This window comes from Streptomyces sp. YIM 130001 (assembly GCF_003574445.1).
In the GTDB taxonomy this organism is placed as follows: domain Bacteria; phylum Actinomycetota; class Actinomycetes; order Streptomycetales; family Streptomycetaceae; genus Streptomyces.
The window spans coordinates 238,553-264,383 of record NZ_KZ984552.1 but is presented as its reverse complement, the minus strand read 5'-3'; the positions used below and the strand labels follow the sequence as shown (position 1 = coordinate 264,383).

General features: G+C 71.8%; 25 protein-coding genes and 1 pseudogene. 8 read left to right on the top strand and 18 right to left on the bottom strand.

Annotated elements, in window-relative coordinates; all coding sequences use genetic code 11:
• Window positions 1–212: 212 nt before the first annotated feature.
• Entirely contained in the window at window positions 213–728 is a 516-nt protein-coding gene (locus DSC45_RS11120) for a lytic polysaccharide monooxygenase auxiliary activity family 9 protein (RefSeq protein WP_119289624.1), read from the bottom strand.
• A 371-nt stretch (window positions 729–1,099) separates the two neighbouring features.
• Window positions 1,100–1,768 carry a helix-turn-helix domain-containing protein gene (locus DSC45_RS11115; RefSeq protein ID WP_119289622.1) on the bottom strand — a complete coding sequence of 223 codons (669 nt, stop codon included), beginning with the start codon at window positions 1,766–1,768 and terminating at the stop codon, window positions 1,100–1,102.
• A gap of 270 nt (window positions 1,769–2,038) precedes the next feature.
• Here DSC45_RS11115 and DSC45_RS11110 point away from each other — a divergent pair, with 270 nt between their 5' ends.
• On the top strand, window positions 2,039–2,764 hold the full coding sequence (locus DSC45_RS11110; RefSeq protein WP_119289620.1) for an MmyB family transcriptional regulator: 726 nt from the start codon (window positions 2,039–2,041) through the stop codon (window positions 2,762–2,764).
• 51 nt (window positions 2,765–2,815) lie between these two features.
• On the opposite strand, the gene DSC45_RS11105 is transcribed toward DSC45_RS11110, so the two are convergent.
• Entirely contained in the window at window positions 2,816–4,312 is a 1,497-nt protein-coding gene (locus DSC45_RS11105; RefSeq protein WP_119289618.1) for a membrane-associated oxidoreductase, read from the bottom strand.
• A gap of 219 nt (window positions 4,313–4,531) precedes the next feature.
• Between DSC45_RS11105 and DSC45_RS11100 the strand changes: the two genes are divergently transcribed.
• Window positions 4,532–5,386 (top strand): trypsin-like peptidase domain-containing protein, encoded by an 855-nt coding sequence (locus DSC45_RS11100; RefSeq protein WP_119289616.1) that lies wholly within the window; start codon window positions 4,532–4,534, stop codon window positions 5,384–5,386.
• A gap of 100 nt (window positions 5,387–5,486) precedes the next feature.
• Here the strand turns inward: DSC45_RS11100 and DSC45_RS11095 are convergent, their stop codons facing one another.
• A complete protein-coding gene (locus DSC45_RS11095) occupies window positions 5,487–6,410 on the bottom strand; it encodes an NADP-dependent oxidoreductase (RefSeq protein WP_119289614.1) in 924 nt (307 codons plus the stop codon).
• Between the two features lie 219 nt (window positions 6,411–6,629).
• Here DSC45_RS11095 and DSC45_RS11090 point away from each other — a divergent pair, with 219 nt between their 5' ends.
• Window positions 6,630–7,037: a RidA family protein gene (locus DSC45_RS11090; RefSeq protein ID WP_119289612.1), complete on the top strand. Its 408-nt coding sequence runs from the start codon at window positions 6,630–6,632 to the stop codon at window positions 7,035–7,037.
• On the opposite strand, the gene DSC45_RS11085 is transcribed toward DSC45_RS11090, so the two are convergent.
• From DSC45_RS11085 to DSC45_RS11075, 3 genes are all read right to left on the bottom strand, one after another.
• Window positions 7,003–7,896 carry a pentapeptide repeat-containing protein gene (locus DSC45_RS11085; RefSeq protein ID WP_240434587.1) on the bottom strand — a complete coding sequence of 298 codons (894 nt, stop codon included), beginning with the start codon at window positions 7,894–7,896 and terminating at the stop codon, window positions 7,003–7,005. The two genes, DSC45_RS11090 and DSC45_RS11085, sit on opposite strands and share 35 nt — an antisense overlap.
• A 199-nt stretch (window positions 7,897–8,095) precedes the next feature.
• Window positions 8,096–9,325, bottom strand: coding sequence for a nitrate/nitrite transporter (locus DSC45_RS11080; RefSeq protein WP_119289608.1), 1,230 nt, complete (start codon window positions 9,323–9,325; stop codon window positions 8,096–8,098).
• Between the two features lie 134 nt (window positions 9,326–9,459).
• On the bottom strand, window positions 9,460–10,290 hold the full coding sequence (locus DSC45_RS11075; protein WP_119289606.1) for a uracil-DNA glycosylase: 831 nt from the start codon (window positions 10,288–10,290) through the stop codon (window positions 9,460–9,462).
• On the opposite strand from DSC45_RS11075, the gene DSC45_RS11070 reads away from it, so the two are divergent.
• Window positions 10,280–10,741, top strand: coding sequence for an RNA-binding S4 domain-containing protein (locus DSC45_RS11070; RefSeq protein ID WP_119289955.1), 462 nt, complete (start codon window positions 10,280–10,282; stop codon window positions 10,739–10,741). The two genes, DSC45_RS11075 and DSC45_RS11070, sit on opposite strands and share 11 nt — an antisense overlap.
• Before the next feature lie 64 nt (window positions 10,742–10,805).
• Window positions 10,806–12,098 (top strand): Tm-1-like ATP-binding domain-containing protein, encoded by a 1,293-nt coding sequence (locus tag DSC45_RS11065; protein WP_119289604.1) that lies wholly within the window; start codon window positions 10,806–10,808, stop codon window positions 12,096–12,098.
• Between the two features lie 66 nt (window positions 12,099–12,164).
• Here the strand turns inward: DSC45_RS11065 and DSC45_RS36790 are convergent, their stop codons facing one another.
• The 3 genes and pseudogenes from DSC45_RS36790 to DSC45_RS11055 form a co-directional block, all read right to left on the bottom strand.
• Entirely contained in the window at window positions 12,165–12,296 is a 132-nt protein-coding gene (locus DSC45_RS36790) for a hypothetical protein (RefSeq protein WP_276145452.1), read from the bottom strand.
• 70 nt (window positions 12,297–12,366) lie between these two features.
• Window positions 12,367–12,636: pseudogene (locus DSC45_RS36915) on the bottom strand (DoxX family protein); the annotation flags it as partial.
• A gap of 176 nt (window positions 12,637–12,812) precedes the next feature.
• Entirely contained in the window at window positions 12,813–13,508 is a 696-nt protein-coding gene (locus DSC45_RS11055; protein ID WP_119289602.1) for a class I SAM-dependent methyltransferase, read from the bottom strand.
• A gap of 174 nt (window positions 13,509–13,682) precedes the next feature.
• Here DSC45_RS11055 and DSC45_RS11050 point away from each other — a divergent pair, with 174 nt between their 5' ends.
• The gene (locus DSC45_RS11050; RefSeq protein WP_119289600.1) at window positions 13,683–13,952 is read left to right on the top strand and encodes a DUF6343 family protein; all 270 of its coding nucleotides are present in this window, start codon (window positions 13,683–13,685) and stop codon (window positions 13,950–13,952) included.
• Window positions 13,953–14,021: 69 nt separating this feature from the next.
• Here DSC45_RS11050 and DSC45_RS11045 read toward each other — a convergent pair whose 3' ends face one another.
• The 4 genes from DSC45_RS11045 to rpsA all read right to left on the bottom strand — a co-directional run bounded on the left by DSC45_RS11045 (window position 14,022) and on the right by rpsA (window position 17,812).
• Window positions 14,022–14,396 carry a tetratricopeptide repeat protein gene (locus tag DSC45_RS11045; protein ID WP_119289598.1) on the bottom strand — a complete coding sequence of 125 codons (375 nt, stop codon included), beginning with the start codon at window positions 14,394–14,396 and terminating at the stop codon, window positions 14,022–14,024.
• A gap of 54 nt (window positions 14,397–14,450) precedes the next feature.
• Window positions 14,451–15,065 carry a dephospho-CoA kinase gene (coaE, locus tag DSC45_RS11040; protein ID WP_119289596.1) on the bottom strand — a complete coding sequence of 205 codons (615 nt, stop codon included), beginning with the start codon at window positions 15,063–15,065 and terminating at the stop codon, window positions 14,451–14,453.
• Between the two features lie 70 nt (window positions 15,066–15,135).
• Window positions 15,136–16,074: a PAC2 family protein gene (locus DSC45_RS11035; protein WP_119289595.1), complete on the bottom strand. Its 939-nt coding sequence runs from the start codon at window positions 16,072–16,074 to the stop codon at window positions 15,136–15,138.
• A gap of 211 nt (window positions 16,075–16,285) precedes the next feature.
• Window positions 16,286–17,812, bottom strand: a complete 1,527-nt coding sequence (gene rpsA, locus DSC45_RS11030; protein ID WP_119289593.1) for a 30S ribosomal protein S1 — start codon at window positions 17,810–17,812, stop codon at window positions 16,286–16,288.
• A gap of 387 nt (window positions 17,813–18,199) precedes the next feature.
• On the opposite strand from rpsA, the gene DSC45_RS11025 reads away from it, so the two are divergent.
• Both DSC45_RS11025 and hrpB read left to right on the top strand, forming a co-directional pair.
• Window positions 18,200–19,087: a class I SAM-dependent methyltransferase gene (locus tag DSC45_RS11025; RefSeq protein WP_119289591.1), complete on the top strand. Its 888-nt coding sequence runs from the start codon at window positions 18,200–18,202 to the stop codon at window positions 19,085–19,087.
• Window positions 19,088–19,142: 55 nt separating this feature from the next.
• Window positions 19,143–21,668, top strand: coding sequence for an ATP-dependent helicase HrpB (gene hrpB, locus DSC45_RS11020; RefSeq protein ID WP_119289589.1), 2,526 nt, complete (start codon window positions 19,143–19,145; stop codon window positions 21,666–21,668).
• Window positions 21,669–21,692: 24 nt separating this feature from the next.
• Here hrpB and DSC45_RS11015 read toward each other — a convergent pair whose 3' ends face one another.
• The 4 genes from DSC45_RS11015 to DSC45_RS11000 all read right to left on the bottom strand — a co-directional run bounded on the left by DSC45_RS11015 (window position 21,693) and on the right by DSC45_RS11000 (window position 25,581).
• Window positions 21,693–22,697 (bottom strand): cell envelope lipid trafficking protein PgfA, encoded by a 1,005-nt coding sequence (locus DSC45_RS11015; protein WP_119289587.1) that lies wholly within the window; start codon window positions 22,695–22,697, stop codon window positions 21,693–21,695.
• 14 nt (window positions 22,698–22,711) lie between these two features.
• Window positions 22,712–22,846, bottom strand: a complete 135-nt coding sequence (locus tag DSC45_RS11010; RefSeq protein ID WP_119289585.1) for an SPW_0924 family protein — start codon at window positions 22,844–22,846, stop codon at window positions 22,712–22,714.
• A gap of 241 nt (window positions 22,847–23,087) precedes the next feature.
• Window positions 23,088–24,776: a lytic transglycosylase domain-containing protein gene (locus tag DSC45_RS11005; RefSeq protein WP_119289583.1), complete on the bottom strand. Its 1,689-nt coding sequence runs from the start codon at window positions 24,774–24,776 to the stop codon at window positions 23,088–23,090.
• A 172-nt stretch (window positions 24,777–24,948) separates the two neighbouring features.
• The gene (locus DSC45_RS11000; protein WP_162929188.1) at window positions 24,949–25,581 is read right to left on the bottom strand and encodes a hypothetical protein; all 633 of its coding nucleotides are present in this window, start codon (window positions 25,579–25,581) and stop codon (window positions 24,949–24,951) included.
• Between the last annotated feature and the right edge of the window lie 250 nt (window positions 25,582–25,831).

Here is a 25,831-nt window from a genome sequence, read left to right as displayed (position 1 = left end):
CGCCCCGGGGCTGGGACCCGAGTGGGCCCCAACCCCGGGGCGGTCTCGCCGTCCGGTGGTCCGGGACTGTTTTCCCGACCGGTGGTGAGGACCTGTGGCGGGCGGGTCATCGCACGCCCGCCACAGGTCCGGTCCAGGCCCGGTCCGGTCCGTTCGGCTCGTCGGGCGGACGGTGGCGTCCTGCCGCCGGCCGTGGTGGATCCCGGCCTTGGTCAGCCGATGTTGACGTCGATGCAGGCGTAGAACGCATTGGCGGTGTCGGCGATGTTCCACACCGCGAGGACGGTCTGCTCGCCGCTGGCACCGCCGAAGTCGACCTGGTGGTTGACCGTGGCGCCCGGCTTGGCGCCGCCGTCGTCGAACTCGGCGATCTTGTTGCCGCCGACGTAGTACTCCCAGGTGCTGGTCGCGTGCTGTGCGGTCAGGGTCCAGGTGAACTCCTGCGACTGACCGACGGGGGTGTGCACCCAGCCCTTGCTGTCGTCGTTGAGTTCCTCGAAGCGGCCGACCCCGCCGTTGCAGGACTTCAGGCCCTTCGGGCCCTCGACACTGTGCGGTTCGTACTTGATGTCACCGCATTCGACGGTGCCGGCGGCGCACTGTGCCTGCCTGCTGGGCGGTGCGTTCACGTACCCGTGGGCACTGGCCGGGGCCGCGGTCATGCTGAGGGTGATCAGAGGGGCGATGGCCGCGCCGAGGGCGACGGCGAGCTTACGGCTCTTGTGCATGCCAACTCCTTCACGGCGTGAGCGCCGGTCGAGTGGGGGGAACGGCGCCCCACCTGGTGGGGGTTGCGAACGTGAGGGGGACACCCCCGGCCTTCGGACGCTTCGACCCGGGCCCGGCCCTGGTTCCGGGCAGGCGTCAACTCGGCATCCAGAGCGCGAGGTTCACGTTCTTTCTTGGTCTAGACCTTAGCGTGTGACTGGGCACGGTCAAGAGGTTCTCGGCCAAACTCCGGGTGGGACACCGGCTCTTCGGGCGGCTCCGCGACACGGCACCGCCGCCCCGGGCGCGCTGCGGCCGGATGATTCTCGGCCGAATCGCGTCCCGTTCTCGCGTCAGGGGTCGTTGCCCGCGTCAGGGCTCGTTGCCCGCGTCAGGGGTCGTTGCGCCTGACGTTCTCGAGCAGGAGGTCCAGCCATTCGGTGACCTTGTCGCGGTGCTTGTCCGAGGGGAGTTGAGCTGCCCGCCAGGCGATGCCCCGCACACCGTGGTCCTGCAGGATTCGCTGCAGCGGATCGACCGGCAACTCCGTTGCGGGAACCGGCACTTCACCATCGGACTCGGCCAGCCGCAGCAGAAGGTCCTGCTCGGTGCGGCGCAGGCAGTCCGCCAGCGCCTCCGGATCCTCCGCGGTGAGGAAGCCCGCGTGCACCTCGAAGAACCGCTGGATGGCCGCGCAGTGCTCCATCGTCGGCCGTCGGTCGCCATGGATCAGCGCGCCCGCCTGCTGCCGTGACATTCCGGCACCATCGGCGATCTCCTGCTGGGTGTACGGGCGGCCGTTGGCCTTCAGGCGGGTACGGCGCAGGAGTTCGAAGCGCTGCAGGAAGCGTGTCTGCAGGTCGCCCTCGCCACCCGTACCGCCGTCGAGCAGGTCACGGACGGCACCCGCGGGAACTCCGGATTCGCCGGACAGGCGTTCCGGATCGAGGATCTCGTCGCGGCTCACACCGAGCCGTTCGGCGAGTTCGACGACTCGGGCGACCAAGGACGCGGGCGCCCCGGCGGCCGGCGGGCCCCCAGCCGAGAAGCCTTCTGGCACCGCTCGTCTCCTCAATCTGCCGGTAGGCAATCTGACGCTACGTCTGAATCTGTCGCCGCGTCCGCCCGGGACGAATCAGGACTCGGGCGACTCGGCGGAACTGCCGGGAGGCTAACCCGTAGTCGGGTCGACAGCCAGAGGCTGCCACAGCTGTGGCGCGATCCATTCGCTCAACGGCAGTAAATGCCACGATTGTTGACACACCCTCGCCCGGACGCCAGGATCGCCCCGCGACGCATCTCACGCGCGCACCGGAAGGAGGCCCGCCCGATGGGGAACGACAGGTGGGCGAGCCGCTCGTGCGGCGCCGACCGGGCCGTCCGGGACCAGGAGCGCGCGGCGCACGACCCCCGCACCAGGGCGTATCTGCGGGACTACACCAGCGTCCTCGACTCCGTCCCGTTCCCGTCGCTGCTCGTCGATCACCGCTGGAATGTGGCCGTCACCAACTCCGCGTACGACCTTCTGTTCGACGGATTCAAGCCGCATCCGACCGCGATGCCGCACCAGAACTTCCTGCGCCTGGTGCTCTTCCACCCCGACGCCGGGCGGGTCCTGCGGGAGCGCGAGACGAGCTGGTGTCTGCCGATGCTCGCGCAGTTCGCGGCGGCCCTCGACGTGCACCGGCAGGATCCGGTACTCAAGGAGATCCGCAACGAGATCGGGCAGAACCCGATCATGAACGCGGCCTTCCAGCAAGGGCTTCCGCACTGGGTGCGCGCCGTGGGCCCCGGCGCCGTGGACCACGACGGGGCGGTACGTCCCGTGCAGCACCCGGACCCCAGGTGGGGCCGCACCACCTGCCGGGTGGTGACCGAGACGCCCAGCACTCTGCGGGCGGCCGGCCTGACCCGGCTCACCCTCGCCCTGCACCCCCGGGGCAGCACACCCGCCGCCGAACCCGAGCCCGTACCGGATTCCGCGGCCCCTGCTCCCGAGCACCGCGGCGCACCGCGGCTCCGCGTCGTACGCGACATCCCCGACCGCGACGAGTAGGCCGGGAACTGACCTGCCGGTCACGCGAACCCCTGCCGGATTCCCCGGCGTTCACTGCCGGCTGATGGTGCGCGTGACCCCGGCCGCGATCGTGGTGGCGAGCACCCATCCGGCGGCGATCAGGACGTACGACAGCCACTGCAGAGGGCCGTCCGGTGCGAACGCCCGCTCCTGGCCGAAGTCGACGATCGGCAGGAGCAGGTCGAGGGTGAAGAACGGAGCATTGAACTCGGGCGCCTGGTCCGCCTTGTACGGGTCCGGTGGGTGGAGTCCGTACGCGAGCGATCCGGCCAGCAGCAGCGAGAGCAGCCAGGCCGCGGCACGGGTGGGCCGGAAGCCGTAGCCGACCGTGACTTCCTGGAGATAGCCCCAGATCCTGGCGTACCAGGGCAGGGTTCCCCGGTGACGGTGCTGCTTGGCGAGTTGTACCGCGCGGGCGCCTGCGTCGTCGCCGATCCTGCGGTAGGCCGTCGTGAGTTGCTCGTAGGCGTGCGGGACGTAGCCGTCCGTGTCGCGCTCGAGGACGGGCAGTCGGCGGGCCGCGGGCTCGTGCGGATCGAGCGAGGTGTAGCCGAAGCCGTCCAGGCGCACCTGGTCGGGCCAGACTTCCGGGGCGATGTGCAGGAGACCGACCTGGGCGCGCCGCAACGTCAACGAGCCCTGGATCCGGTCGGCTTGGCGTAGCCACAGCTCGCCGACGGAGATGCTGCTGGCGCGCAGGGCCATCCCGCCGGGGTTGGCGAGGCGAGCGAATCCCAGGTTGAGCTGTCCCGATATGTGAGCGCCGCGGAGGTTGACCCGGCCCAGCGCGGTCAGGCGCGGGGCGTGCAGATCGGCGCCGACGGTGAACGTGGTGGCCTGCAGGGCGGTGCTGCCGCGGTGGTCGAGCACGGCGTCGTGGAGCCGGACCGTGCCGGTGACGGCGGCTCCGCTGAAACGGGTCTCGCCCTGTACGCACAGACCGCCTGCGACCAGGTCGCGTTCCACGGTGGCCTGGTTGAGCTGGAGCGCCGACTCCAGGTCGTGCTCGTCACCGGACGGCGGTACGGGCCCGATCCGGGTCCGTTCCAGGAAGAGTGCGCCCCCTATCCGGGCCCCGGCGAGGCGGACTTGGCCCCGTATCCGGGCGTCGGACAACACGAGGTCGCCCTCGGTGCGGAGCGTTCCGGCGTGCAGCGCAGGCAGCACGCACTCCCCCAGGTACCACCTGCGGACCTGGGCGCCGAACAGGAGCGGTGGGCGGTCGAAGTGGCAGGCGAGAAAGCTGACGGTGCAGTCGATCGTCGCGTAGTGCAGCCTGAGGTGCCCGACGATCCGCGCACCGGCGATCCGCAGCGCGGGTATCTCGCCGTCCAGGCGCGGCCCGCCGAGCAGCAGGGCACGCAACACCTCGGCACGGACGGTGCGTTCGGGCCCCCAGTCCGCGCCCAGGGCAGGGGCGTCGGAGGCGGAGTCGCCTTCGGGGGGAGGCCGGAAGTCGAGCCGGTCTCCACGCGGGAACGCCTCCAGGACGCGGAGTTCCGCGGGCGTCGGATCGGTGATCTCCATCGCCGCGACTGTGGCCGGTCGGCCCTCACCACGTCAATCCCCTCTCACCTGCGGCGAGTTGGCCTCTTCAGGGCAAGTGTCCGTCGCACGGAGACCTCTACCGGTGTCCGGTAACCGTGCACGGTTGTCCGAGGTCGCCGCCACCCCCACAATGCGCATGACAACAGCCGGGGTTCTTCCCGAACTCCGGTCCCCCCACTGACCATTCGAGGCCACCACATGAAGAAACCGCTGCTCGGTTCGTTGCTGACCCTGCTGCTCGTCGGAGCCACCGCGGCTCCGGCCACCGCGGCCGCCACGGCGGCGCCCGCCGACGACCGCCCCACCACCCAGGCCGTCGATCTCGCCGGCACCGTGGCACTGAGCAACTGCTCCGGTTCCGTCGTCCGGACGCCCGATTCGGCCCCCGGCGACCCGGCCCTGGTGATGTCCAACGGCCACTGCCTGGAGAGCGGATTCCCCGGCGCGGGCGAGGTCGTCGTCGACGAGCCGTCGAGCCGTACCTTCGAACTCCTCGACGCATCAGGCGGCGAGGTGGCGACCCTGCAGGCCAGCAAGGTCGCCTACGCCACGATGACCGACACCGACGTGTCGCTGTACGAACTCACCTCCACCTACGAGGAGATCGAGAGCGAGCACGGCATCACGGCCCTCGAACTGTCCGCGGACCGGCCGTCCGAAGGCACCGCGATCAGCGTCGCCTCCGGCTACTGGAAGCGTGTCTACAGTTGCGACATCGACGGCTTCGCGCACGAACTGCGCGAGGGTGACTGGACGTTCAAGGACTCGGTCCGCTACACCGCCGCCTGCGACACCGTCGGCGGCACCTCTGGCTCCCCGGTGCTCGACGACGCCACCGGCAAGGTCGTCGCCGTGAACAACACCGGCCACGAGGGCGGCACCGACTGCGCCGTCAACAACCCGTGCGAGGTCGACGAGAACGGCGACATCACCTCGCACCCGGGCATCAGCTACGCCCAGCAGACCCACACGATCGTGCCCTGCGTGGGCACCGGCAACAAGATCGACCTCTCCGCACCGGACTGCGCCCTGCCGAAGCCCGGCGAGGAGTAGGAAACCCCGAACGGCGCGCCCTCGGGTGGTGCCGGGACCGGGTGCGATCGACACCTTCCCGGCACCGCCCCGGAGCCACCACCGTGCCCGGCGGCCCGGTTCACACCGTCAGGACGATCTTCCCGCGGGTGCGCCCCTGCTGGCTGAGCCGCCAGGCCTCCGCCGCCTCGGCCAGCGGGAACGCCCGCTCCACATGCACCCTCAGCTGTCCGTCGTCGGCGAGTCCCGCGAGGAACTCCAGATCGGCGGAGTCCGGGCGCACCCACACGTAGTGGCCGCCCTTCTCGGCCGCAGAGCCGTCGGCGATGGAGGCCACCCGGTCCCTTCGGCGCAGCAGGCTCTGCGAGAGGTCGACGACGTCGCCGCCCACGAAGTCGAGCGCGGCATCCACGCCCTCCGGGGCGAGCGCCCGCACCCGGTCGGCCAGTCCCTCGCCGTACGTGACGGGTTCCGCGCCGATCGAGCGCAGGTAGTCGTGGTTGCGTTCGCTCGCCGTGCCGATCACCCGGGTCGCGCCGAGCGCGAGGGCGATCTGCACGCCGAGTGAACCGACGCCGCCTGCCGCGGCGTGCACGAGCACGGTGTCTGAGGGGCCCACCCCGACCCGTCGCAGCGACTGCAGGGCGGTCAGCCCGGCCAGCGGCGCCCCTGCGGCCTGCTGCCAGTCGAGGGCGGCCGGCTTACGGGCCAGGGTCCGCACCGGCGCGGCGACCAGCTCCGCATAGGTGCCCAGCTGCACCCAGTCCTTGCGGACATAGCCGAAGATCTCGTCGCCGACGGAGAACTCACCCGCGTCGAGCCCCGTGGCCTCCACCACGCCCGACACGTCCCAGCCGGGGACGATCGGGAACGCGGTCTCCATGATCGGGTCGAGATACCCGGCCGCCACCTTCCAGTCGACCGGGTTGATCCCGGCCGCCTTCACGCGGACGAGGACCTCGCCGGGCGCGACCTTGGGGTCGGGCAGCTCCGTGAGCCGCAGATCGTCGGGGGAACCATAGCTGTCGATCGCGATCGCCTTCATGCGCTGCCCAACTCCTGTTCGTAGCGGATCATTCCCCCGCCTCGGCGGTGGACGGCTCGTCCGCCGCCCCGTCGCGGTCACCGTGCGGAAAAACCGGATGCCCCCGACTGCTTCCCATGATCCGCTGGTCGGCACCACGGCACCTCCCGGGGACCGGAAGCGCGGCTGACCGGCGACCGGCAGGGCCACCAGCCGACCCCGCCGACCCGGAAGGCCGTCATGATCAAGCGCACCGTCGTACCCACCCTGTTCAGCCCGCCCGCCTACGCGCACGCGTCCGTCGTCGAGGCCGGCACCCGGCTGGCGTTCCTGGCCGGGTCGGTGCCGCTGGACGCGGCGGGCGCGCTGGTCGGAGCGGGCGATCCCGCCCGCCAGGCCCGGCAGGTCATCGCCAACCTCGAGGAGCAGCTGGCAGCCGTCGGCTCCGACCTCGCCCAGGTCGCCTACACGGATGTGTACGTGGTGAGCCCCGACCCCGCCGTACTCGCCGAGGTCTGGGACGTCGTACGCGCCTCCGGGCTCAGCACCGGACCGCACGCCTCCACGCTCCTCGGTGTCGCCGCGCTCGGCTACCCGGGACAGCTGGTCGAGATCACGGCCGTCGCGGCCGTCCCCGACGCGGCCTGACGCGCTTCGGACCGGCCCCCGAGCGCCCACCGCCGTCCGCCGCCGGCGCCACGCTCGCCTCGCCGTCCTTCCAGTGGTCCGGGCGAGCCAGGCCCGGGGGCAGGCGGGTGGCGGCGTCGCCGCGGGCCGCGTTCAACTGGGGCTGGGTGAGGAACACCGAGCCGGTGAGATCGGCGCCGGAGAGGTCGGCATCCCTGAGGTCCGCGCCGATGAGATCGGTGCGTCGCAGGTCGGCGCGCTGGAGGTCCGCGGCGATCAGGCAGGCCCCGCGCAGGCTCGCGCCCCTCAGGTCGGCGCCGGCCAGGCGGGCACCGAACAGGTCGGCTCCGCGACGGTTCTTCGTCCGGCCCGGGACCTCGGCGCGCACCAGGTCTCCGACCTGCACCAGAAGGGTGTTGATCTCGCCGCGCAGGGCCGGTACGTCGGTACCGAGGACGGTGGAGGCGTCGCTGCCGACCAGCCCCTCCAGGCGGGTGCGCGCGGCGCGGAGCCCGGCGTGCACCGGCTCGGCTTCCGGCCGGCCGAGGCCGTCGGCGACGTACCGGAGCAGCTCGTGCAGCTGTCGCATGACCGGGAAGACCTCGAACATCTCGCCCGCGGACTCCGGTGCGCTGCGCCAGTCGACTCCGCCGAAGGTGACCTGCGAGACCTGCTGGCCGGCGCCGAAGCAGTCGTACACGGTGCAGCCGCTGTAGCCCTCGTCGCGGAGCCTTCGGTGGATGCCGCAGCGGAAATCGGTCGCCAGGTTGTGACAGGGCGTGCCGGCACGCTTGTCGCGCGCGAAGTCGGACGATGCGGCGAACGGCAGGGCCACACAGCACAGCCCGAAGCACCGGCTGCAGTCGGCCCGAAGCTCCAGCTCCGGTCGGCCCCGCGCGTCGTCGTCCGTGGCGCCGGCGCCGCGGGTTCGCTCACCGTCCGCAGGGGTGTCGTGCTGCTCGTTCGCCAACGTGCCTGGTCTCTCTGCCGCGAGGGGGCGGGCGCCGCAGCGGTACGGCGCCGGTTCGACCAGCCATTGTCCACCAACCCGGCAGGTGCGTGTGCCGGGCCGGGTCCCCTCAGGCGTCCTGCCGGATGGAGCGCATCCGGCCGTAGGCGTAGACGCATCCGGCGAGTGCGAGGTTGGCGAGCAGCATGAAGCCGATGGAGTACGAGTCCTTGGCGCTGTAGATCGCTCCCATGACGAGCGGCGGTACGAATCCGCCGAGGCCGCCGACCGCGCCGACGATGCCGGTGACGCTGCCGACCTGCGTCTGCGGGGTCACCTGTGCGACCAGGGCGAAGACGCTGCCGCTCGCGGTCCCGAGCCCCGCCGCCATGATGAGGAAGCAGATGGTCCCGACCGGGTCGAGGCTCGGGTCGAAGGCCTGCACGATGGCCAGCAGCGCGACGATGCCCAGGGCCCAGGCGGTGACCGTGGCCGGGTGGACCTTGTCCGCGAGCCAGCCGCCGATGGGCCGGAACACCACCGTGACCAGGGCGAATCCGGCCGCTTTGGTGCCCGCGTCGGTCGGCGACAGCTCGTACCAGGTCTTCAGGTAGGTCGGCAGATAGACGCCGAAGGCCACGATGCCGCCGAAGCCGATGGCGTACAGCGCCGACAGTTCCCAGGTGACGCGGAGCCGGCCGGCCGAGCCGAGGCGGCTGCCGAGCGACGCGGTCGGTACGGGCCGGTCCGGCCGGTCCTTGATCAGCAGGACAGCCAGTACGGCGAAGGCGGCGAGTGCGACCGCCACCACGAGGAACGGCAGGTTCTCGCTGTTCTTGGCCATTCTCGGAGTGAAGTATCCGGAGAGCGCCACACCGCCCATCCCCATCCCGAAGATGCCGAGCGCGAGACCCCGGCTCGTGGGCGGGAACCAGGAGTTGACCAGCGGAATGCCGATCGCGAACGTCGTACCGCCGAGCCCGAGCAGAAAGCCCACGGCGAGCATCGCGCCGTAGGAGTCCTTCGCGGGGATCAGCAGCAGCACCGGCACGATGGTGAACGCCGACACCACGGGGAACATCAGCTTCGCCCCGAAGCGGTCGGTCAGCGCTCCGACCGGAATACGCCCCAGCGATCCGACGATCACCGGCACGGCGACGAGCAGGGACTGCTGGAACGAGCTCAGTCCCAGGCGGTCCTTGTAGTCGGCGCCCTGCGGCGCGATCAGGTTCCAGGCCCAGAACGTCAGGCAGAAGCCGACGGTGGCCACGATCAGGTTGCGGTAGGCGGTCGCCGAGGGCCGGTCCGCCGGCGGGCTCGGGGCGGTCTTCCGGGTCGCGCCGCTCTTGGTCTCGTCCACCTCTGCACGCTATGCAGGACCGCCCGGACCCTTCCTGTTCTGCTGAGCCGTACGGCTGGCCCACTGCCTCGCCGCGTATGCAGCAGCTCCGGCAGCGGCTCCCCGGACTTGATCAGGCCCGTCCCCAGGCCTGATCAGGCCTGGTCCCCCGTCGCGTTGGCCGGCATCTCGAGACCGGCCGCCGTCGCCGCGTCCGCCAGGACCCTGGTGAGCATCGCCGGGGTCAGGCGCCCGGTGAAGGTGTTGCGCTGGCTGACGTGGAAGCAGCCGAAGACATCGAGTGGCCGACCGGTGCCGCTACGCAGGGTGACCCTGGCACCGTGCCCGAACACCGGCCGGGGGCGCGGGAGTTCGTAGCCCGCCGCGGCGAGGGCCGGCAGGGTGGCCCCCCAGCCGAAGGCGCCGAGCAGCACGACCGCGCGCAGTGCCGGGCCGAGCAGTTCGAGCTCGCGGACCAGCCAGGGGCGGCAGGTGTCGCGCTCGGCGGGTGTGGGCCGGTTCGCGGGCGGGGCGCAGTGCACGGGCGAGGTGACGCGTACACCGTGCAGGGTGAGGCCGTCACCCGGTCCGGTGGCGACACCTGACGAGGCGAGCCCGAGCTCGTGCAGCGCGGCGAACAGGACATCGCCCGACCGGTCCCCGGTGAACATCCGGCCGGTCCGGTTCCCGCCGTGCGCGGCCGGAGCGAGCCCGATCACCAGCAGGCGCGCGTCCGCCGGCCCGAAGCCGGGCACCGGGCGGCCCCAGTACTCCTGCTCGGCGAAGGCGGCACGCCGGGTCCGGGCCACTTCCTCGCGCCAGTCCACCAGGCGCGGGCAGGCGCGGCAGTCGGTGAGCACGGAGTCGAGCACCGCGAGGGGTTCCGCGGTGCGGGCCGCGACCTGCGGGAAGTCGGCACTGTCCGGCGAGACGCCCGGGACGGGCCGGTCCGGCGGGCGCCCCGCGTCGTGCTCGATGTCGGACATGCCTCCATCGCAGGCCCGGTCCCGGACTAAAGTCAAACCCATGACCTCCAAGGGGACGGGTGAGAGCGACACGGGCGGCGTGCGGGCCGACGTCTGGGTCTGGTCGGTACGTCTGGCCAAGACGCGTTCGGCGGCGGCCACCGCGTGCCGGGCCGGCCAGGTCCGGGTCAACGGCCAGCGCGTCAAGCCCGCCCATACGGTCAGGGCCGGCGACGAGGTCCGCCTGCGGCAGGGCGACCGGGAGCGGATCGTGGTGGTACGCCACGTCCTGCGCAAGCGAGTCGGAGCGCCCGTCGCGGTCGAGGCGTACGTGGACAACAGTCCGCCGCCGCCCCCGCGCGAGGCCGTCGCCCCGGCAGGGATCCGCGACCGCGGTACGGGCCGCCCGACGAAGCGCGACCGCCGCGACATGGAGCGTCTGCGGGGGCTGGCCCCGAAGCCTCACGAGTGAGGCCGCGGGCCCGCGGCCGGATCGCGCTCTTGCCCGTCGTGGACCGCTGCCGTAGGACCGGGGGATGACCACCGTCGTCCTGCTGGGAACCCTCGACACCAAGGGCGAGGAGTGCGCCTGGCTGCGCACCCGCCTGCGCACCCTCGACGTCGACGTCCTGCTCGTCGACACCGGCGTATCGGGCCTGCCGCGCACCACGGCCGACATCCCGCGCGACCGGGTCGCGCTCGCGGCCGGCGACGACCTGGACCGGCTGCGCGCCGAAGGCGACCGCGGCGCTGCCGTGACGGTGATGGGGACGGGCGCCGCGGCCGTGGTGAACCGGCTGTACGCGCAGGGCAGGCTGCACGGCGTACTGGCGGTGGGCGGCAGCTCAGGCGCCTCGATCGCGGGCCGCGCCGTCCGCGACCTCCCCGTCGGCGTACCGAAGTTGATCGTCTCCTCGATGGCGGGCGGCGATGTGTCGCCGTACGTGGGCGCCGCGGACGTCGCCATGCTCCACTCCGTCGTCGACATCGCCGGCGTCAACCGCGTCTCCGCCCCCGTCTTCGCCAACGCGGCCGCCGGGATCGCGGGGATGGCGAAGGATTTCGCGGCCCGCGGCCACCCGCTGGACGACACGACCGTGCGGCAGGGGCGGCCGTTGATCGCGGCCTCGATGGCCGGAGTGACCACCCCGGGCGTGGACGCGGCCAGAGAACGCCTCGACGAACTCGGTTACGAGGTCCTGGTGTTCCACACCAGCGGCTCCGGCGGCCGGGCCCTGGAATCGCTGGCAGCTCGAGGCCTGTTCGCAGGCGTACTCGACCTCACGCCCTGCGAGCTGGCCGACGATCTGGTGGGCGGGGTCCTCACAGCCGGACCGGACCGGCTCGAGGCCGCAGGGAGGGCAGGCATCCCCCAAGTGGTGAGTCCGGGCGCGCTCGACATGGTCAAGTTCGGACCGCTCGCCACCCTGCCCGACCGCTTCCGGGACAGGCACGTACGCGTGCACAATCCGTCGGTCACGGTGATCAGGACCACCGCGGACGAGGTCGCCGAACTGGGCCGCCGGATCGGCGGGAAGCTCCGGTCGGCCTGCGGCCCCGCGGCTCTGTGCCTGCCGCTGCACGGGCTGTCGACCCTGTCCGCGCCCGCGGCCGGCGGGACGGTGCCCGCGGGCCCGTACCACGAGCCCGAGACCGACGCCGTGCTCTTCGACGCGCTGCGTAGGGCCCTGCGCGGCAGCGCGGTCGCCGTCCACGAACTGCCCACGCACATCAACGACCCCGGCTTCGGCCGGGCCGCGGCCGACCACCTGCACCGCCTGATCGTGGACCACTGCGGCGCGACGGCAGAAGGCCGGGAAGCACCCTGACAACCCGCGGCGCTCCCCCGGCCGCCGCGGCGACGAGGTAAGCCCGTAGCGGAGGCGGCCGCGCCCTCACCAGCGGCCGCGCAGCAGCCGGAACAGCTCGAGAGTGCGATGCCGCCGGCTCCGGGCCACGACGATCAGCGGCACGACAAGGATCATCGGGGTGAACCAGAACTCGGCGTCGAGATACACCAGCGACATCACGGTCGCCCCCGGCCATCAGACCGATGAACGCGATCGCCGCGAGACCGCTGAGCAGCGGGATCAACAGGGCGATACCGCCGACGACTTCGAGCCCCCCGATGAGGTACATGAAACCGTCGCCCCAGCCGATCCGGTCGAAGCTCCCGGTCGCGGAGGCGTGCGCGACCACCTTCGGCGCACCACTGGCCACGGCGTAGAACAGTCCGAGTACGACCGCGAGCACCCGCACCCCGAACGCGGCCCCGCGGCTTCGTGCGGGACTTTTGGGGGCGGGACGGGCGGGGGCCGGGGCGGAGGCGAGTGTGCCGGTCGCAGCGGGGAGGACGGTCTCGGACATGGCGATCTCCTGCGGAAGCGGTGCGGTGGGGCGCGGCGCGGTATGGCGTGCTCGTCACACAGGTAGACCCACCGGAACACGCCGACTCATCGCCCCGCAGCGGGTTTTCGGGCACCACTTCCAGGCCGCTCCGCCCCTGCGGAGCGGCCCCTCGTCCACCGCCCCGTCACCTCACCTCACCCGGTGACCGGCACCGCCCGCACCCAGATCCCGTCGTCCGTGAGGACCCGGTCGATCGCCAGGCCGGCAGCCGCGAGATGGCCCTCGAACTCCTCGGGCCCGAGCTCACGGGACAGGAAAGTCTGCGTCCACACCGCATCGGGCCAGACGTATTCGGCGTGCACCTCGTCGACCCCGTCCCCGACGGGCGTCACGCTCGTGATGCGGATGGTGAGTCCGCCCGGCAGCGTGCGCTCGCGGGGCACGCCGCCGTGGTAGTCGGCGCCCTCGCGCTGGATCAGTACGCAGCCGTCGTCCCGCACGTGCCGACGGCAGGTGGCCAGGAGCCGGTCGCGGACGCCGTCGAGGCCGGAGTGCACGAGGAACGAGGCGAGGGTCACGACGTCGAAGCGCTCGCCGAGGTCGAGCTCCTCGATACTCGCGCGCACGGTGCGCGCGCCGCGGACGTGCGCCAGCATCTCGGCCGACTCGTCCACGGCCGTGACCTCGAGCCCGCTGTCGACGAGAGGATGCGTCATCCGGCCCGCCCCGCAGCCGAGTTCGAGCAGGGTGGCGCCCGGTGGTGAGGCGTCCGCGATGATGCGTGGTTCGTCACCGACCGGGAGGCGGGTGTAGAGGTCGACGGAACAGCCGTCGGGAGTGAAGGCGCCGGGTCCGGTGCCTCCGTAACCAGGTCGAGTCCGTTGAGTCATGCCGGTCCAACGTGGCGGCCCGGGCACCCGTTCCCGGGCGCCCGGGCCGATGGTTCGTTTCCGGTCAGGCCCCACACAGACGCCCCGCACAGACGCCCCGGGCCGGATCCTGGGACTTTCCGGTCCGCAGGGTGAATCATGGAGGCAGAGCCCGGCAGCGGGAGATGAGCGCCGATGCGTACAGGCAGTGAACCCGTCACCGCGCGCAGTGCCCTGCGCATGCGGTTCTGGCTGAGTATCTGGGGCCTGCTCTGGTCCGCCGGCGGGACGGTGGCCTTCGCCCTTGTCGGCCGGCCGGGCTGGGCGCTGGCCTGCGGGATCCTCTGGCTGATCGTCACGGTCGACCTGATTCTGGTCGTACGGCACATCCGGCAGGGACCGCACTACCAGCCCGGCCGCGACGTCCCGCCCTACGAACCGGACCACGGCGGGACGGGCCGCTGAGGGCAGACGCACTCCCCTCGCGGGCCCGACCCACCGTGGCCGGCTCTGCCGTGGGTCTGCCGGACCTTCTCAGGTCTGCTCGAACCGAGCCGCGGTGACGTACTCGGGCTGCGGATCGAGGGCGGCGGCGAGCCGGAAGTGCCGCTTGGCCTGATCGGGCCGGTTCGCCCGCTCGAAGGTGCGTGCCAGCGCGAAATGCGCGAACGCGTTGTCCGGCTCACGCTCCAGGACGATGGTGAACTCCAGCTCCGCAGCCCGCAGTTGGGCGGCGGCGAAGAAGGCCCTGGCGCGCAGCAGCCGGGCCGCGGTGCTCTCCGGGTGCAGGCCGATCACCTCGTCGAGCAGCTTGATCGCACCGCGCGGATCGCGGGCGGCGAGGAGCTGCTCGGCCGACCGGTAGTCGATGATGTCCGTCTCGGGGGTACGGCTGAAGCTCTTGGACACAGTCTCGTCCTTCCTTGAGTGCCCCCTTCAACCGCCAGGTCCCGAGCGCTATTCCTACGCGCTCGACGGGCCGGACCTGGCCTGCTGGACGAGGTCCTCCCAGACGGCTCGCACCTGCGGCTCCAGAGCCTCGAGCGGTCCGTCGTTGTCGATCACGACATCCGCCACGGCGAGCCGCTTCTCCCGGTCCGCCTGGGCGGCCATCCGGGCCCGCGCGTCCTGCTCGCTCATACCGCGCAGCCGCACCAGGCGGTGCAGCTGGGTGTCGGGCGAGGCGTCGACGACGATCACCAGGTCGTAGAGGGGTGCCAGGCCGTTCTCGGCGAGCAGCGGTACGTCGTGCACGACGACGGCGTTCTGCGGCGCTGCCGCCTCGAGCTCCGCGGACCGCGCACCGACCAGCGGATGCACGATCCCGTTCAGTACGGCGAGCTGCTCGGGATCGGCGAAGACGACGGATCCGAGCCGGGGCCGGTCCAGTGCGCCCTCAGGGGTGAGGATGTCGTCGCCGAACGCCTCGACGACCGCCGCCAGGCCGGGCGTGCCCGGCTCCACCACCTCGCGGGCGATGCGGTCGGCGTCGACGAGGACCGCTCCGTAGGAGTCGAGCAGCCCGGACACCTCGCTCTTGCCGGCGCCGATTCCGCCGGTCAGGCCCACCTTCAGCATGACCGGCAGCTTAGGCCCTGGGCTCCGGGGCTGCCCATGGGGTTCGCCCCGGAAATATCCCTGGACGGCTTCAGGCGTCGCCCTCCCGCTCGGCCAGGAAGCGCTCGAACTCGCGGCCGATCTCGTCCGCGGACGGGATGTCGACCGGTTCGGCGAGCATGTTCCCCCGCGACTCGGCACCGGCGGCGGCGTCGTACTGGTGCTCCAGGCCCTGGACCATGGACACCAACTCCTCGTCGCCCTCCTGGATCTGGCGGTCGATCTCGGTCTGCGTGCGGTGCGCCTCGGTGCGCAGCGCGTGCGCCGCCGAGGGCAGCACCAGTCCGGTCGCGGACGTGACGGCGTCGAGCACGGTCAAGGCGGCATCAGGGTAGGCGGAGCGTGCGATGTAGTGCGGCACGTGGGCGGCCACCCCGAGCACGTCGTGTCCGGCCTCGATCAGGCGGTACTCGATGAGGGCCGCCGCGCTGCCCGGCACCTGCGCCTCGTCGAAGGGGCTGCGGTGCCCGGGGACGAGGTCCGTGCGGTTGCCGTGCGGGGTGAGCCCGACGGGCCGCGTGTGCGGTACCCCCATGGGCACACCTTGGAAGTTGACGGCGAGACGCACTCCGAGCCGCTCCACGATCTGCTCCACGGCCCTGGCGAACCGCTCCCACTCGACATCCGGTTCGGGCCCCGACAGCAGCAGGAACGGAGCGCCCGTGGCGTCCTGCACCAGCCGCACCGTGAGCTCCGGCACCTCGTAGTCGGTCCAGCTGTCGCGCTCGAAGGTGAGCAGCGGACGGCGGGCCCGGTAGTCGATCAGCCGGTCGTGGTCGAAGGTCGCGACGACCTGACCGGGGAGCGAGTCCCGCAGCTTGTCGACGATCTGGTCGCCCGTCTCCCCCGCGTCGATGTATCCGTCGAAGTGGTAGAGCATGACGAGTCCGGCCGAGTCCTGCGCCAGCGCCATGTCGACGACGGCGAGGCCCTTCGGCTCCCATGCGTACAAACTCTTGGGATCAAGCACTGTGACCGCTCCTCCTCGTGTTCCCCCCGAAGAACACGGAGCGATCCGCCCGCATTCCCGCCGGCCGTCATCGCGCGCACACCACACGGGAGTTGTACGCCGACGCGGTGGTGACGGGCCGCACGAGGCCCGGCGGCGGGCAGCACAAAGGCCCGCACCCTTCAAGGGTGCGGGCCTCAGCGTGCTACTGGCTACCGCCGGCGTTCAGCCGTCAGCTCTGGCCGCCCGCGAGCTTCTCGCGGAGCGCGGCAAGGGCCTCGTCGGACGCGAGGGCACCGGAGTTGTCCGTGGTCTCCGAGGAGTACGAACCGCCGCCGCCACCGCCACCGCTGCCGCCGGACGCGGCCGGAGCCGCACCACCGGTGGGCGCGGCCGCACCCTCGGCCTCGGCCTGGGCGTCGGCCTCGCGGGACTTGATGACCTGGGCCTGGTGCTGCTCGAAGCGCTGCTGCGCCTCGGCGTACTGGGTCTCCCAGGCCTCGCGCTGGGTCTCGTAACCCTCGAGCCAGTCGTTGGTCTCGGGGTCGAAGCCCTCCGGGTAGATGTAGTTGCCCTGGTCGTCGTAGGACGCGGCCATGCCGTACAGCGTCGGGTCGAACTCGACGACGGACGGGTCGGCACCGAAGGCCTCGTTGGCCTGCTTCAGCGAGAGGCTGATGCGACGGCGCTCGAGGTCGATGTCGATGACCTTGACGAAGATCTCGTCGTTGACCTGGACGACCTGCTCCGGGATCTCCACGTGGCGCTCGGCCAGCTCGGAGATGTGCACCAGGCCCTCGATGCCCTCGTCGACGCGGACGAACGCGCCGAACGGGACGAGCTTGGTGACCTTGCCGGGGACGACCTGACCGATCTGGTGCGTCCGGGCGAACTGCTGCCACGGGTCTTCCTGCGTCGCCTTGAGCGACAGGGAGACACGCTCGCGGTCCATGTCCACGTCGAGAACCTCGACGGTGACTTCCTGGCCGACCTCGACGACCTCGGACGGGTGGTCGATGTGCTTCCAGGAGAGCTCGGAGACGTGGACGAGACCGTCGACGCCACCGAGGTCCACGAACGCACCGAAGTTGACGATCGAGGAAACGACGCCGGAGCGGACCTGGCCCTTCTGCAGGGTCGTGAGGAAGGTCTGGCGGACCTCGCTCTGGGTCTGCTCGAGCCAGGCACGGCGGGACAGGACCACGTTGTTGCGGTTCTTGTCCAGCTCGATGATCTTGGCCTCGAGCTCCTTGCCCACGTAGGGCTGGAGGTCGCGGACGCGGCGCATCTCGACGAGGGAGGCCGGCAGGAAGCCACGGAGGCCGATGTCGAGGATGAGACCACCCTTGACGACCTCGATGACGGTACCGGTGACGATCCCGTCCTCTTCCTTGATCTTCTCGATCGTGCCCCAGGCACGCTCGTACTGAGCGCGCTTCTTGGACAGGATGAGACGGCCTTCCTTGTCCTCCTTCTGGAGAACCAGGGCCTCGATCTCATCGCCCACGGCGACGACCTCGTTGGGGTCGACGTCGTGCTTGATCGAAAGCTCTCGGGAGGGGATGACGCCTTCGGTCTTGTAACCGATGTCGAGCAGGACCTCGTCCCGGTCGACCTTCACGATGACGCCGTCGACGATGTCGCCGTCGTTGAAGTACTTGATCGTCTCGTCGATCGCGGCGAGGAAGGCTTCCTCGTTACCGATGTCGTTGACCGCTACCTGCGGAGTGGTGGCGGTGGTCTCGGTGCTGCTCGTCATGTGGGAAAGGGCTCCGGTACGGACGGTGAGTCGTAGGTACTGCTACGCCGGGAGCCCGTTTCGCTCTGCAGAAGCCGGACAGCGTGAAAGGCGCGGTCCCGCCAGGGAAGAAATCCCGGGAAAGTCCATGAGCGCCTCGACGACCGAGGGGACATACAACAGATGCGAGCGCGCCCTGCTATGTCTGAGGAGCGCAGGCCCGCAGCGCAACTTGTAGCATACGGGGGCCGTCGGGCAGGGTCAATGCGCGAAGGCGCACACCCGGGGCGGATCGCCGCATACCCGGCACAGGTCACTCGCGACGCCCGCTGCGAACGGCATGCGGCACCCGCTCCCCTGTGCCCCACAGCGGTCCGCGGCCGCCGGTTTCGAGCGAAGAGTACGACGATGGAGCCGATCATCCAAGAGCCCGAGACGCACGAACAGACGCCCCTCGCGCACACGGAGGCCGACGGGACCGTGGCGACCCGGCGTGCCGCCGGCGTCACCGAGAGCAGCCGGGCCAACCGCGGCTGGTGGGACGGGAACGCCGACGACTACCAGCAGGAGCACGGCACCTTCCTCGGCGACGACCGTTTCGTGTGGGGCCCGGAGGGTCTGGACGAGGTGGAGGCCGGCCTGCTCGGGCCGGCCGAGGAGCTGGACGGCCGCCGGGTCCTGGAGATCGGCGCGGGGGCGGCGCAGTGCTCGCGGTGGCTCGCCGCCCAGGGTGCGGTGCCGGTGGCGCTCGACCTCTCGCACCGGCAGCTGCAGCACGCCCTGCGGATCGACGACCTCTCGAGCCGTGACCTCGCGGTGGGGCTCGTGCAGGCCGACGCGGGTGCGCTGCCGTTCGCGGACGGCTCCTTCGACCTGGCGTGCTCGGCGTACGGGGCACTGCCCTTCGTGGCCGATGCGGCGCTGGTGCTGCGCGAGGTGCGCCGGGTGCTGCGGCCCGGCGGACGGTTCGTGTTCTCGGTGTCGCATCCCATCCGGTGGGCGTTCCCGGACGAGCCCGGGCCGGAGGGGCTCTCGATCGGTGCCTCGTACTTCGACCGGGTCCCCTACGTCGAGCAGGACGAGCAGGGGCAGGCTGTGTACGTGGAACACCACCGGACGACCGGTGACTGGGTGCGCGACGTGGTCGCGGGCGGTTTCCGGCTTGTGGACCTGGTGGAACCGGAGTGGCCCGAGTGGAACACGCAGGAGTGGGGCGGCTGGTCGCCGCTGCGCGGCCGGCTGATCCCCGGCACGGCGATCTTCGTCTGCGAACGACCGGACGCGGCCACGGGCTGAACCGTGCGCGACCGTCGGCCGTCGGTGCGGACGCGGTGTCCGGGAGACTTGGGGCGTGATCCGCTACGACGACCTCGACCGGCTGCCCGTACGCAGTGCGCTGCCCGCTCTGCGCGCGGCGCTCGACGACGGTGGCGGCGCCGTGCTGTGCGCACCGCCCGGGACCGGCAAGACGACGCTGGTGCCGCTGGAGTTGGCCGGTCTGGTCGGCGCCGGGCCGGCCCGCCGGGTGGTCGTCGCCGAGCCGCGGCGGATCGCGGCGCGCGCCGCGGCCCGGCGGATGGCCTGGCTGCTCGGTGAGCGGGTCGGTGAGAGCGTCGGCTTCACAGTGCGCGGCGAGCGTTCGATCGGGCCCCGCACTCGCGTCGAGGTCGTCACGACCGGTGTGCTGTTGCAACGGCTGCAGCGGGACCAGGAGTTGGCGGGCGTGGACACCGTCGTCCTGGACGAGTGCCACGAGCGGCATCTGGATGCCGACACGGTGGCCGCTTTCCTGCTCGACGTGCGCGAAGCGCTGCGGCCCGAGCTGCAGCTGGTGGCGGCGTCGGCGACGACGGACGCCGAGGGGTGGGCGCGGCTGCTCGGGGACGTTGCGGTGGTCGAGGCGGCGGGGGTCGCTCATCCGGTGGAGGTGGTCTGGGCACCGCCGGTCAGGCCGGTGCGGCCGCCGCACGGGATGCGGGTGGATCCGGCGCTGCTGACGCATGTCGCCTCGGTGGTCCGCAGGGCGCTGGCCGAGCGGGAGGGCGACGTGCTCTGCTTCCTGCCCGGCGTCGGCGAGATCGGGCGGGTCGCCGGGCAGTTGGGGGCGCCGGCCGGCGTCGATGTGCTCCAGGTGCACGGGCGGGCGCCGGCCGCCGTACAGGACGCGGTGCTCACTCCGTCGCAGCGGCGGCGGGTGGTCCTGGCCACGTCGGTGGCTGAGTCGAGCCTGACCGTGCCGGGCGTACGGATCGTGGTGGACTCGGGCCTCGCCCGGGAACCCCGTACCGACCACGCCCGCGGGCTGAGCGCGCTGACCACGGTGCGGGCGTCGGCGGCGGCCGGGCGTCAGCGCGCGGGGCGGGCGGGCCGCGAGGCACCCGGCGCTGTCTACCGCTGCTGGACCGAGGCCGAGGACGGCCGGCTCGCGCGCTTCCCGCTGCCGGAGATCCGGGTCGCCGATCTGACCGCGTTCGCTCTGCAGGCCGCCTGCTGGGGCGAGCCGGATGCCTCGGGCCTTGCGCTGCTCGACCCACCGCCGGCCGGCGCGATGGCCGCGGCGCGCGAGACGCTCGCGACGGTCGGAGCGGTGGACGAGACGGGCCGGGTCACCGAACGGGGCCTGCGCATGGCCCGGTTGGGTCTGCATCCGCGGCTCGCGCGGGCGCTCCTGGACGGTTCGCGCGAGGTGGGTGCACGCCGCGCCGCCGAAGTGGTCGCCCTGCTCAGCGAGGAACCACCGCGCGAGTACGGCGACGACCTGGCGTCCTGCCTGCGCACGGCCCGCGCGGCCCGCGACGCCTACGGCAGCCGCTGGCGCACGGAGACCCGCCGCCTGGAATCGAACCTGGCGAGCGCCGGCGGGGGCGCAGACCGTACGGGGTCCGGACCGGCCGACGACCGGACGGTCGGGCTCGTGGTCTCGCTGGCCTTCCCGGAGCGGCTGGCCCGGCGCCGGGGCGGCGGCCATCTGATGGTGTCCGGCACCGGCGCGGAAGTCGCCTCCGGTTCCGCACTGCACGGCTCCCCGTGGATCGCGGTGGCCGTGGCCGACCGACCGACGGGCAGCCCGCACGCGCGCGTGCGGCTCGGTGCCGTGGTCGACGAGGACATCGCCCGCTCCGCCGCGGGTGCGCTGTACGAGGAGGTCCGGGAGGTGGCCTGGGCCGACGGCGATGTGCTGGCCCGGCGGGTGACCCGGCTGGGCGCGGTGGAGTTGACCGTACGCCCGCTCGACGACCCCGGCGCCGGGCGCGTGCGGGCGGCCCTCGTGGAGGGTCTCCGGGTCGAGGGTCTCGGGCTGTTGCGCTGGTCCCGGGAGGCGGCGGAGCTGCGCCGGCGGCTGGCGTTCCTGCACCGGCAGATCGGGGAGCCCTGGCCGGACGTATCGCAGGACGCGCTCCACGCGCGCGTGGACGACTGGTTGGAGCCGGAACTCGGCCGGGCCCGGCGCCGGGCGGACCTGGCGCGGATCGATGCCGGTCAGGCGCTGCGGCGTCTGCTGCCCTGGGCGACGGGTGACGCGGTGCGGCTGGATGAACTGGCGCCGGAGCGGATCGAGGTGCCGAGCGGTTCACGGATCCACCTCGACTACGCCGACCCGCAGGCACCGGTGCTCGCGGTGAAGCTGCAGGAGATGTTCGGTCTGGCGGTGACGCCACGCGTCGCCGGGGTCGCGGTCGTCGTGCATCTGCTGTCGCCCGCCGGTCGGCCGGCGGCCGTCACCGCGGATCTGGCGTCGTTCTGGCGCGACGGCTACCGCGGGGTGCGGGCGGAGTTGCGTGGCCGTTACCCCAAGCATCCCTGGCCGGAGAATCCGGCCGAGGCGGAGGCGACCAGGTTCACGAAGGCGCGGCTGGAAGGGCGCGGTCGCGGCTGATCGGTGCCGACGTGAGGTGGTCGGTCAGACGGCCGCAGGTTCCGGTTTCGGACTTCGGTCGGGATCGGCCGGCGGATCGCCGGGACGGCGGCTGCGTGCCTCCAGGACCAGGGACAGGGCGAGCAGGCCGGCGCCGAGTACGAGGAAGCCCCACGGCAGATAGCCGGTGAGGAGCAGCACCAGAACCCGCTGCGACTTCACCAGGTCGACCGTGGACTCGATGAAGTCCTCGCGCATCTTCACATGTCCGGAGAACGCGGTGACCTTGTCGCGTCCCTCTCCGATCAGGGTGCCGCCGCGCATCTCCTCCTTGTGCTCTTCCTCGCCGTAGACGGGAGCGCCGGTGGTGGGCTCGACCCAGAACTTGCGGACCGTCGTGTACCACATGGTGGTGCCCGACTCCTTTTCCAGCGTCTTGGGGTTGATGCCCTTCACGGGCATCACGCTGGGGAAGTCGACCTTCGTCCACGGCACGGTCTGCTCGAAGTAGTAGACGTCGACGCCGCGGAACGTCTGCTCCCCCTTGTAGTGGATGGGCGCCGAGGTGCGGGTGCGCGCGTCGAAGTAGGTGTAGTCGCGCTTCTCGGTCAGGAACGGCCACTTGAACTCGATGCCCTCGCGCTTGACCGGGTGTCCGTCCGCCGACTCCCCGGTGGCGTGCACGGGGTCCTGGCTGTGGGCGTCGAAGATGTAGCGCTCGGGGATCCTGGAGACCATCTTCTTGTCGGGGCCCTCGACGTAGGTCTGGGCGTCCCAGACGACCACGTCGCGGTCCGCGGACCTCTCGATCTTCTCGGACTCCTCCACATTGCCCTTGAGGGTCTGCACGATGGTCAGCCTGTCGACCTTCTTCGGCTTCATCGTGCCGTAGTCGACCAGCGTCGCGGGTTTCGCCTCGAGCACCATGGTCTGGTACTGACTCGGCGGGATCTTGGCCAGCCGGGGGAAGGCGTACCAGCGCATCAAGGGTGAGAGCGCCGTGAAGAACACGGCGAACGCGAGCAGGATCAGACTGGCCTTGCGGCGCATCGCGTCGGCCCTCCCTACGGGTGCTCGGGCACGGTGGTCAGCAGCGGTTCGGGCGATGTCTCGCCGGGCGGCGCACCCACGGCCGTGATCGTCAGGACCAGGGCGAACGCGGCGACCAGACCGACTGCTGCCGCGACGATGGCGCGCATGCTCGACCTCCCGGATCTGATACGGCGTCAGGGCTGGGGCACCGTAGCAACACGGGGGCGAGATGAGAACACGTTGCACCGCCCCCGGACCTGGTTCGGTCCGGGGGCGGTCATGGGTGGTGCGGGCTGCGCGCGAGGAGCCGCTTCGGCAGGGGGCGGGGCTTCCGGGAACCGCCTCGGCTGCTCGAGCGGCGCCAGGTGTGCTGTCCGGGGACGTTGGTGACGGTCGTGGTCGGTACTCCTAGGCGACCTTGAGTTCGACGGTCACGCTGCCGCCGCCGATCGCGGTCAGGCGCAGCAGGTAGGTGCCGGCTGTGTCGTCGGCGTAGACCTTCGGCAGCTTCAGGACGCCGTTCGCATCGGTCTCGAGGCCCTTGAGGGAGCGCAGGGTCTTGCCCTGGGCGTCCTTGAAGTACGGGCCCTTGTCGTTGACTTCGGCATTGTCCGCGGACTTGATCATCGTGGCGGCGACCTCGACACCGGCGGCGGCCTTGCCGTCCAGTGTCGCCTTCACCTCGACGGCGTCGGCGAACTCGCCGCCCGGCTCGCAGGTCAGTGCCTTGTCACTGGTGCGGGCGAGGGCGTCCGCCTGCCGTGCGGTGACCTTGGCGGTCTGGTCGGCGCCGGCGAGCGTACGGCCGACGATCTTCGCCCGCACCGTGAACTCGCCTGTCCGCGCGCCTGCTTCGAGGGACGGTGCGATCGCCCGGCCGCTGCCGTCGGTGGTGACGGTGGCGCTCGTCGTACCGCCGTCGAAACGGGAGTCCGTGGTGCCGACGAGGGTGAACTTCACCTTGACCTCTGCGACGCCGGCGCCCTTGCCGTCGAGTGCCCGCACGGAGGGGCGGGTGGCGAAGGACGTGCCTTCGGTAGCGGTCAGTTCGCCGGTGGAGGCGGCCTTGAGTGCGGCTACCCGGTCGGCGGGCTCGGGGCTCGGCGTCTCGGATCCGTCGTCGCCCTCGCCCGGCGTCTCGGAGCCGCCGCCACCCGGCGAGGTGGAGCCGCCTCCGCCGGGCGAGGTGGAGCCGCCGCCACCGGGAGACGGGGACGGGGAGCCGCCGCCGGGCTTCTTGCTCGGGGACGGGCTCGGCGACGCACCGGCGCTCGGGCGCTTGGCGTCGCTGCGGTCGTCGGGCTGCACGCCGCTGCCGTCCGGCACCTCGTGGGTGCCCTTGCGGTAGTACTCGAGCCAGGTCAGGACCGTGTTGAGGTACTCCTGCGAGCGGTTGTAGCTGAGGATCGCGCGGTGCAGGTCCGCGGTCGAAGCCAGATCGCGGCCGTCGCCGCACAGGTAGTGGCCGGCCGCGAGTGCCGCGTCGTAGATGTTGTTGGGGTCCTTCTTGCCGTCCTTGTTGCCGTCCTTGCCCCAGTTGGACCAGGTCTGGGGAATGAACTGCATGGGCCCGACGGCACGGTCGTGCGTGGTGTCGCCGTCGTAGGCGCCGCCGTCGGTATCGGTGATCCGGGCGAAGCCTTCACCGTTCAACTGCGGGCCGAGGATCGGCGAAAGGGTGGTGCCGTTGCTGTCGACCTTGCCGCCGCGGGCCTGGCCGGACTCCACCTTGCCTATCGCTGCGAGCAGTTGCCACGGCAGATTGCAGCCGGGCCTCGCCTCGCGCAGCGTCGACTCGGCCTTCTTGTACGCGTCGAGGACAGTCGCCGGGATTCCGGCCTCCGCGGCACCAGGGCTGCCTGTGCCACCGCCCGGCGGCTTGGGCGTCTTCAGGGGCGGCAGGTCGGTGTAGTAAGGGGAATCGCCGGTCGCGGAGTCGTCACCCGAGGGGTTCGAGGAATCGCTGGTGGCCTTTCTGCCCTGCGGAGTGTCCGTCAGACCCGGTGCCTGGGAGGCCGAAAGGGCCGCCACCGCCGCGGCTGCGACCGCGGCAGTCACCGTCGTCTTGCGTAGCCGCCGGCCGAATACCGCTGCCATGCGCGTGTTCCCCTCCCGGTCCGCCTCGTGCGCTCCCCAGCGCACACCCAGGCGACACTACGACAACTTCCGCCGCGCAGACACCCGTTCCCGCCTGGTTTTTACCGGTTGGACTCGCCCCGTATCCCCACACGTCCGCCCGGAACCCCCCACGGTTCGTCGCGGTGCGGTGTCAGGGCCTCGACGGCGGGTCCGCCACGGCCGCTCTCTCGTCCTGGAGTGCGGCGCACGGGGTGGTGCGGGTGAGACTCCACAGCCCACTGCGCCCGAACTCGGCGGAACGCAGCCGGGCCCGGCGGAGCAGGCCGCCTGCGAGGTCCGCGAGGCGGGAGAGCCGGTCGTGCGGCAGGTGGTCGGGGCGGGGGTCGTCGTCGGGCCGGGCGCACTGTGTCGCGGCGATGCTCGAACTCGGCGCCACAGCGCGGATGTCGGACTCCTTCAGGTCGGTGATCCGGCGCCTGAGTTCGTCCGCCTTGCGCAGGACGGTCTCGGTGACCAGCACCCGTACGACGCACTCGGATTCCTGGCGTCTGCTCTCCTCGATCGCGCACCACAGGTCGCTGCGGGCGTCGTGGGTCCCCGCGGGTGCGGCGCCGCCTTGCGCGTACGACAGCGCCGCCCGGACGTCTCGGGACGTCCGGGCGGCGAGGTTCGGGTCGCGTGCGAAGCGGCAGGTGGCCGCCGTGGCCGCGCGGCGGCACGCATGTGCGTCGGCCGCCACGGCCGATATCGGTACGAGCAGCACGCTCGCCGCGAGGGTGGCACCGGCCACGGCGGGGCGCCAGCTGCGTATGCGAAAGGGCATGTCCGCCACGATGCCGCTCGGCGCGGCGGGGGGCCCGGACTCGGGGTCCGTCCGGGTGACCTGCACGATTGGGGCTTCGCCCGTCGGGTTGCGGAGGTGGCGCCCAGCGCCTCGGGGCGCGCACCGTCGGGCCTGGCTGAGCCCGTCCGGCACCTGCGGACGTCCTGGCGCTGCGGTCTCGACCGCGTCGGGTCCAGGGATGTCCTCAAACGCCGGACGGACCGGGTCGGTGCCAGACGGGCTCGGGAGG

Excerpts from the sequence above, each read along its gene's own strand:
- coaE (WP_119289596.1), bottom strand. The coding sequence starts at position 15,065 with ATGCTGAAGGTGGGCCTGACCGGCGGAATCGGCGCCGGCAAGAGCGAG.
- DSC45_RS11005 (WP_119289583.1), bottom strand. The coding sequence starts at position 24,776 with ATGGCAGCGGTATTCGGCCGGCGGCTACGCAAGACGACGGTGACTGCC.
- DSC45_RS11110 (WP_119289620.1), top strand. The coding sequence starts at position 2,039 with ATGGGGAACGACAGGTGGGCGAGCCGCTCGTGCGGCGCCGACCGGGCC.
- DSC45_RS11070 (WP_119289955.1), top strand. The coding sequence starts at position 10,280 with ATGTCGGACATGCCTCCATCGCAGGCCCGGTCCCGGACTAAAGTCAAA.
- DSC45_RS36790 (WP_276145452.1), bottom strand. The coding sequence starts at position 12,296 with ATGTCGCTGGTGTATCTCGACGCCGAGTTCTGGTTCACCCCGATGATC.
- rpsA (WP_119289593.1), bottom strand. The coding sequence starts at position 17,812 with ATGACGAGCAGCACCGAGACCACCGCCACCACTCCGCAGGTAGCGGTC.
- DSC45_RS11090 (WP_119289612.1), top strand. The coding sequence starts at position 6,630 with ATGATCAAGCGCACCGTCGTACCCACCCTGTTCAGCCCGCCCGCCTAC.
- DSC45_RS11050 (WP_119289600.1), top strand. The coding sequence starts at position 13,683 with ATGCGTACAGGCAGTGAACCCGTCACCGCGCGCAGTGCCCTGCGCATG.
- DSC45_RS11055 (WP_119289602.1), bottom strand. The coding sequence starts at position 13,508 with ATGACTCAACGGACTCGACCTGGTTACGGAGGCACCGGACCCGGCGCC.
- DSC45_RS11075 (WP_119289606.1), bottom strand. The coding sequence starts at position 10,290 with ATGTCCGACATCGAGCACGACGCGGGGCGCCCGCCGGACCGGCCCGTC.
- DSC45_RS11025 (WP_119289591.1), top strand. The coding sequence starts at position 18,200 with ATGGAGCCGATCATCCAAGAGCCCGAGACGCACGAACAGACGCCCCTC.
- DSC45_RS11120 (WP_119289624.1), bottom strand. The coding sequence starts at position 728 with ATGCACAAGAGCCGTAAGCTCGCCGTCGCCCTCGGCGCGGCCATCGCC.
- DSC45_RS11000 (WP_162929188.1), bottom strand. The coding sequence starts at position 25,581 with ATGCCCTTTCGCATACGCAGCTGGCGCCCCGCCGTGGCCGGTGCCACC.
- DSC45_RS11015 (WP_119289587.1), bottom strand. The coding sequence starts at position 22,697 with ATGCGCCGCAAGGCCAGTCTGATCCTGCTCGCGTTCGCCGTGTTCTTC.
- DSC45_RS11105 (WP_119289618.1), bottom strand. The coding sequence starts at position 4,312 with ATGGAGATCACCGATCCGACGCCCGCGGAACTCCGCGTCCTGGAGGCG.
- DSC45_RS11095 (WP_119289614.1), bottom strand. The coding sequence starts at position 6,410 with ATGAAGGCGATCGCGATCGACAGCTATGGTTCCCCCGACGATCTGCGG.
- DSC45_RS11100 (WP_119289616.1), top strand. The coding sequence starts at position 4,532 with ATGAAGAAACCGCTGCTCGGTTCGTTGCTGACCCTGCTGCTCGTCGGA.
- DSC45_RS11010 (WP_119289585.1), bottom strand. The coding sequence starts at position 22,846 with ATGCGCGCCATCGTCGCGGCAGCAGTCGGTCTGGTCGCCGCGTTCGCC.
- DSC45_RS11065 (WP_119289604.1), top strand. The coding sequence starts at position 10,806 with ATGACCACCGTCGTCCTGCTGGGAACCCTCGACACCAAGGGCGAGGAG.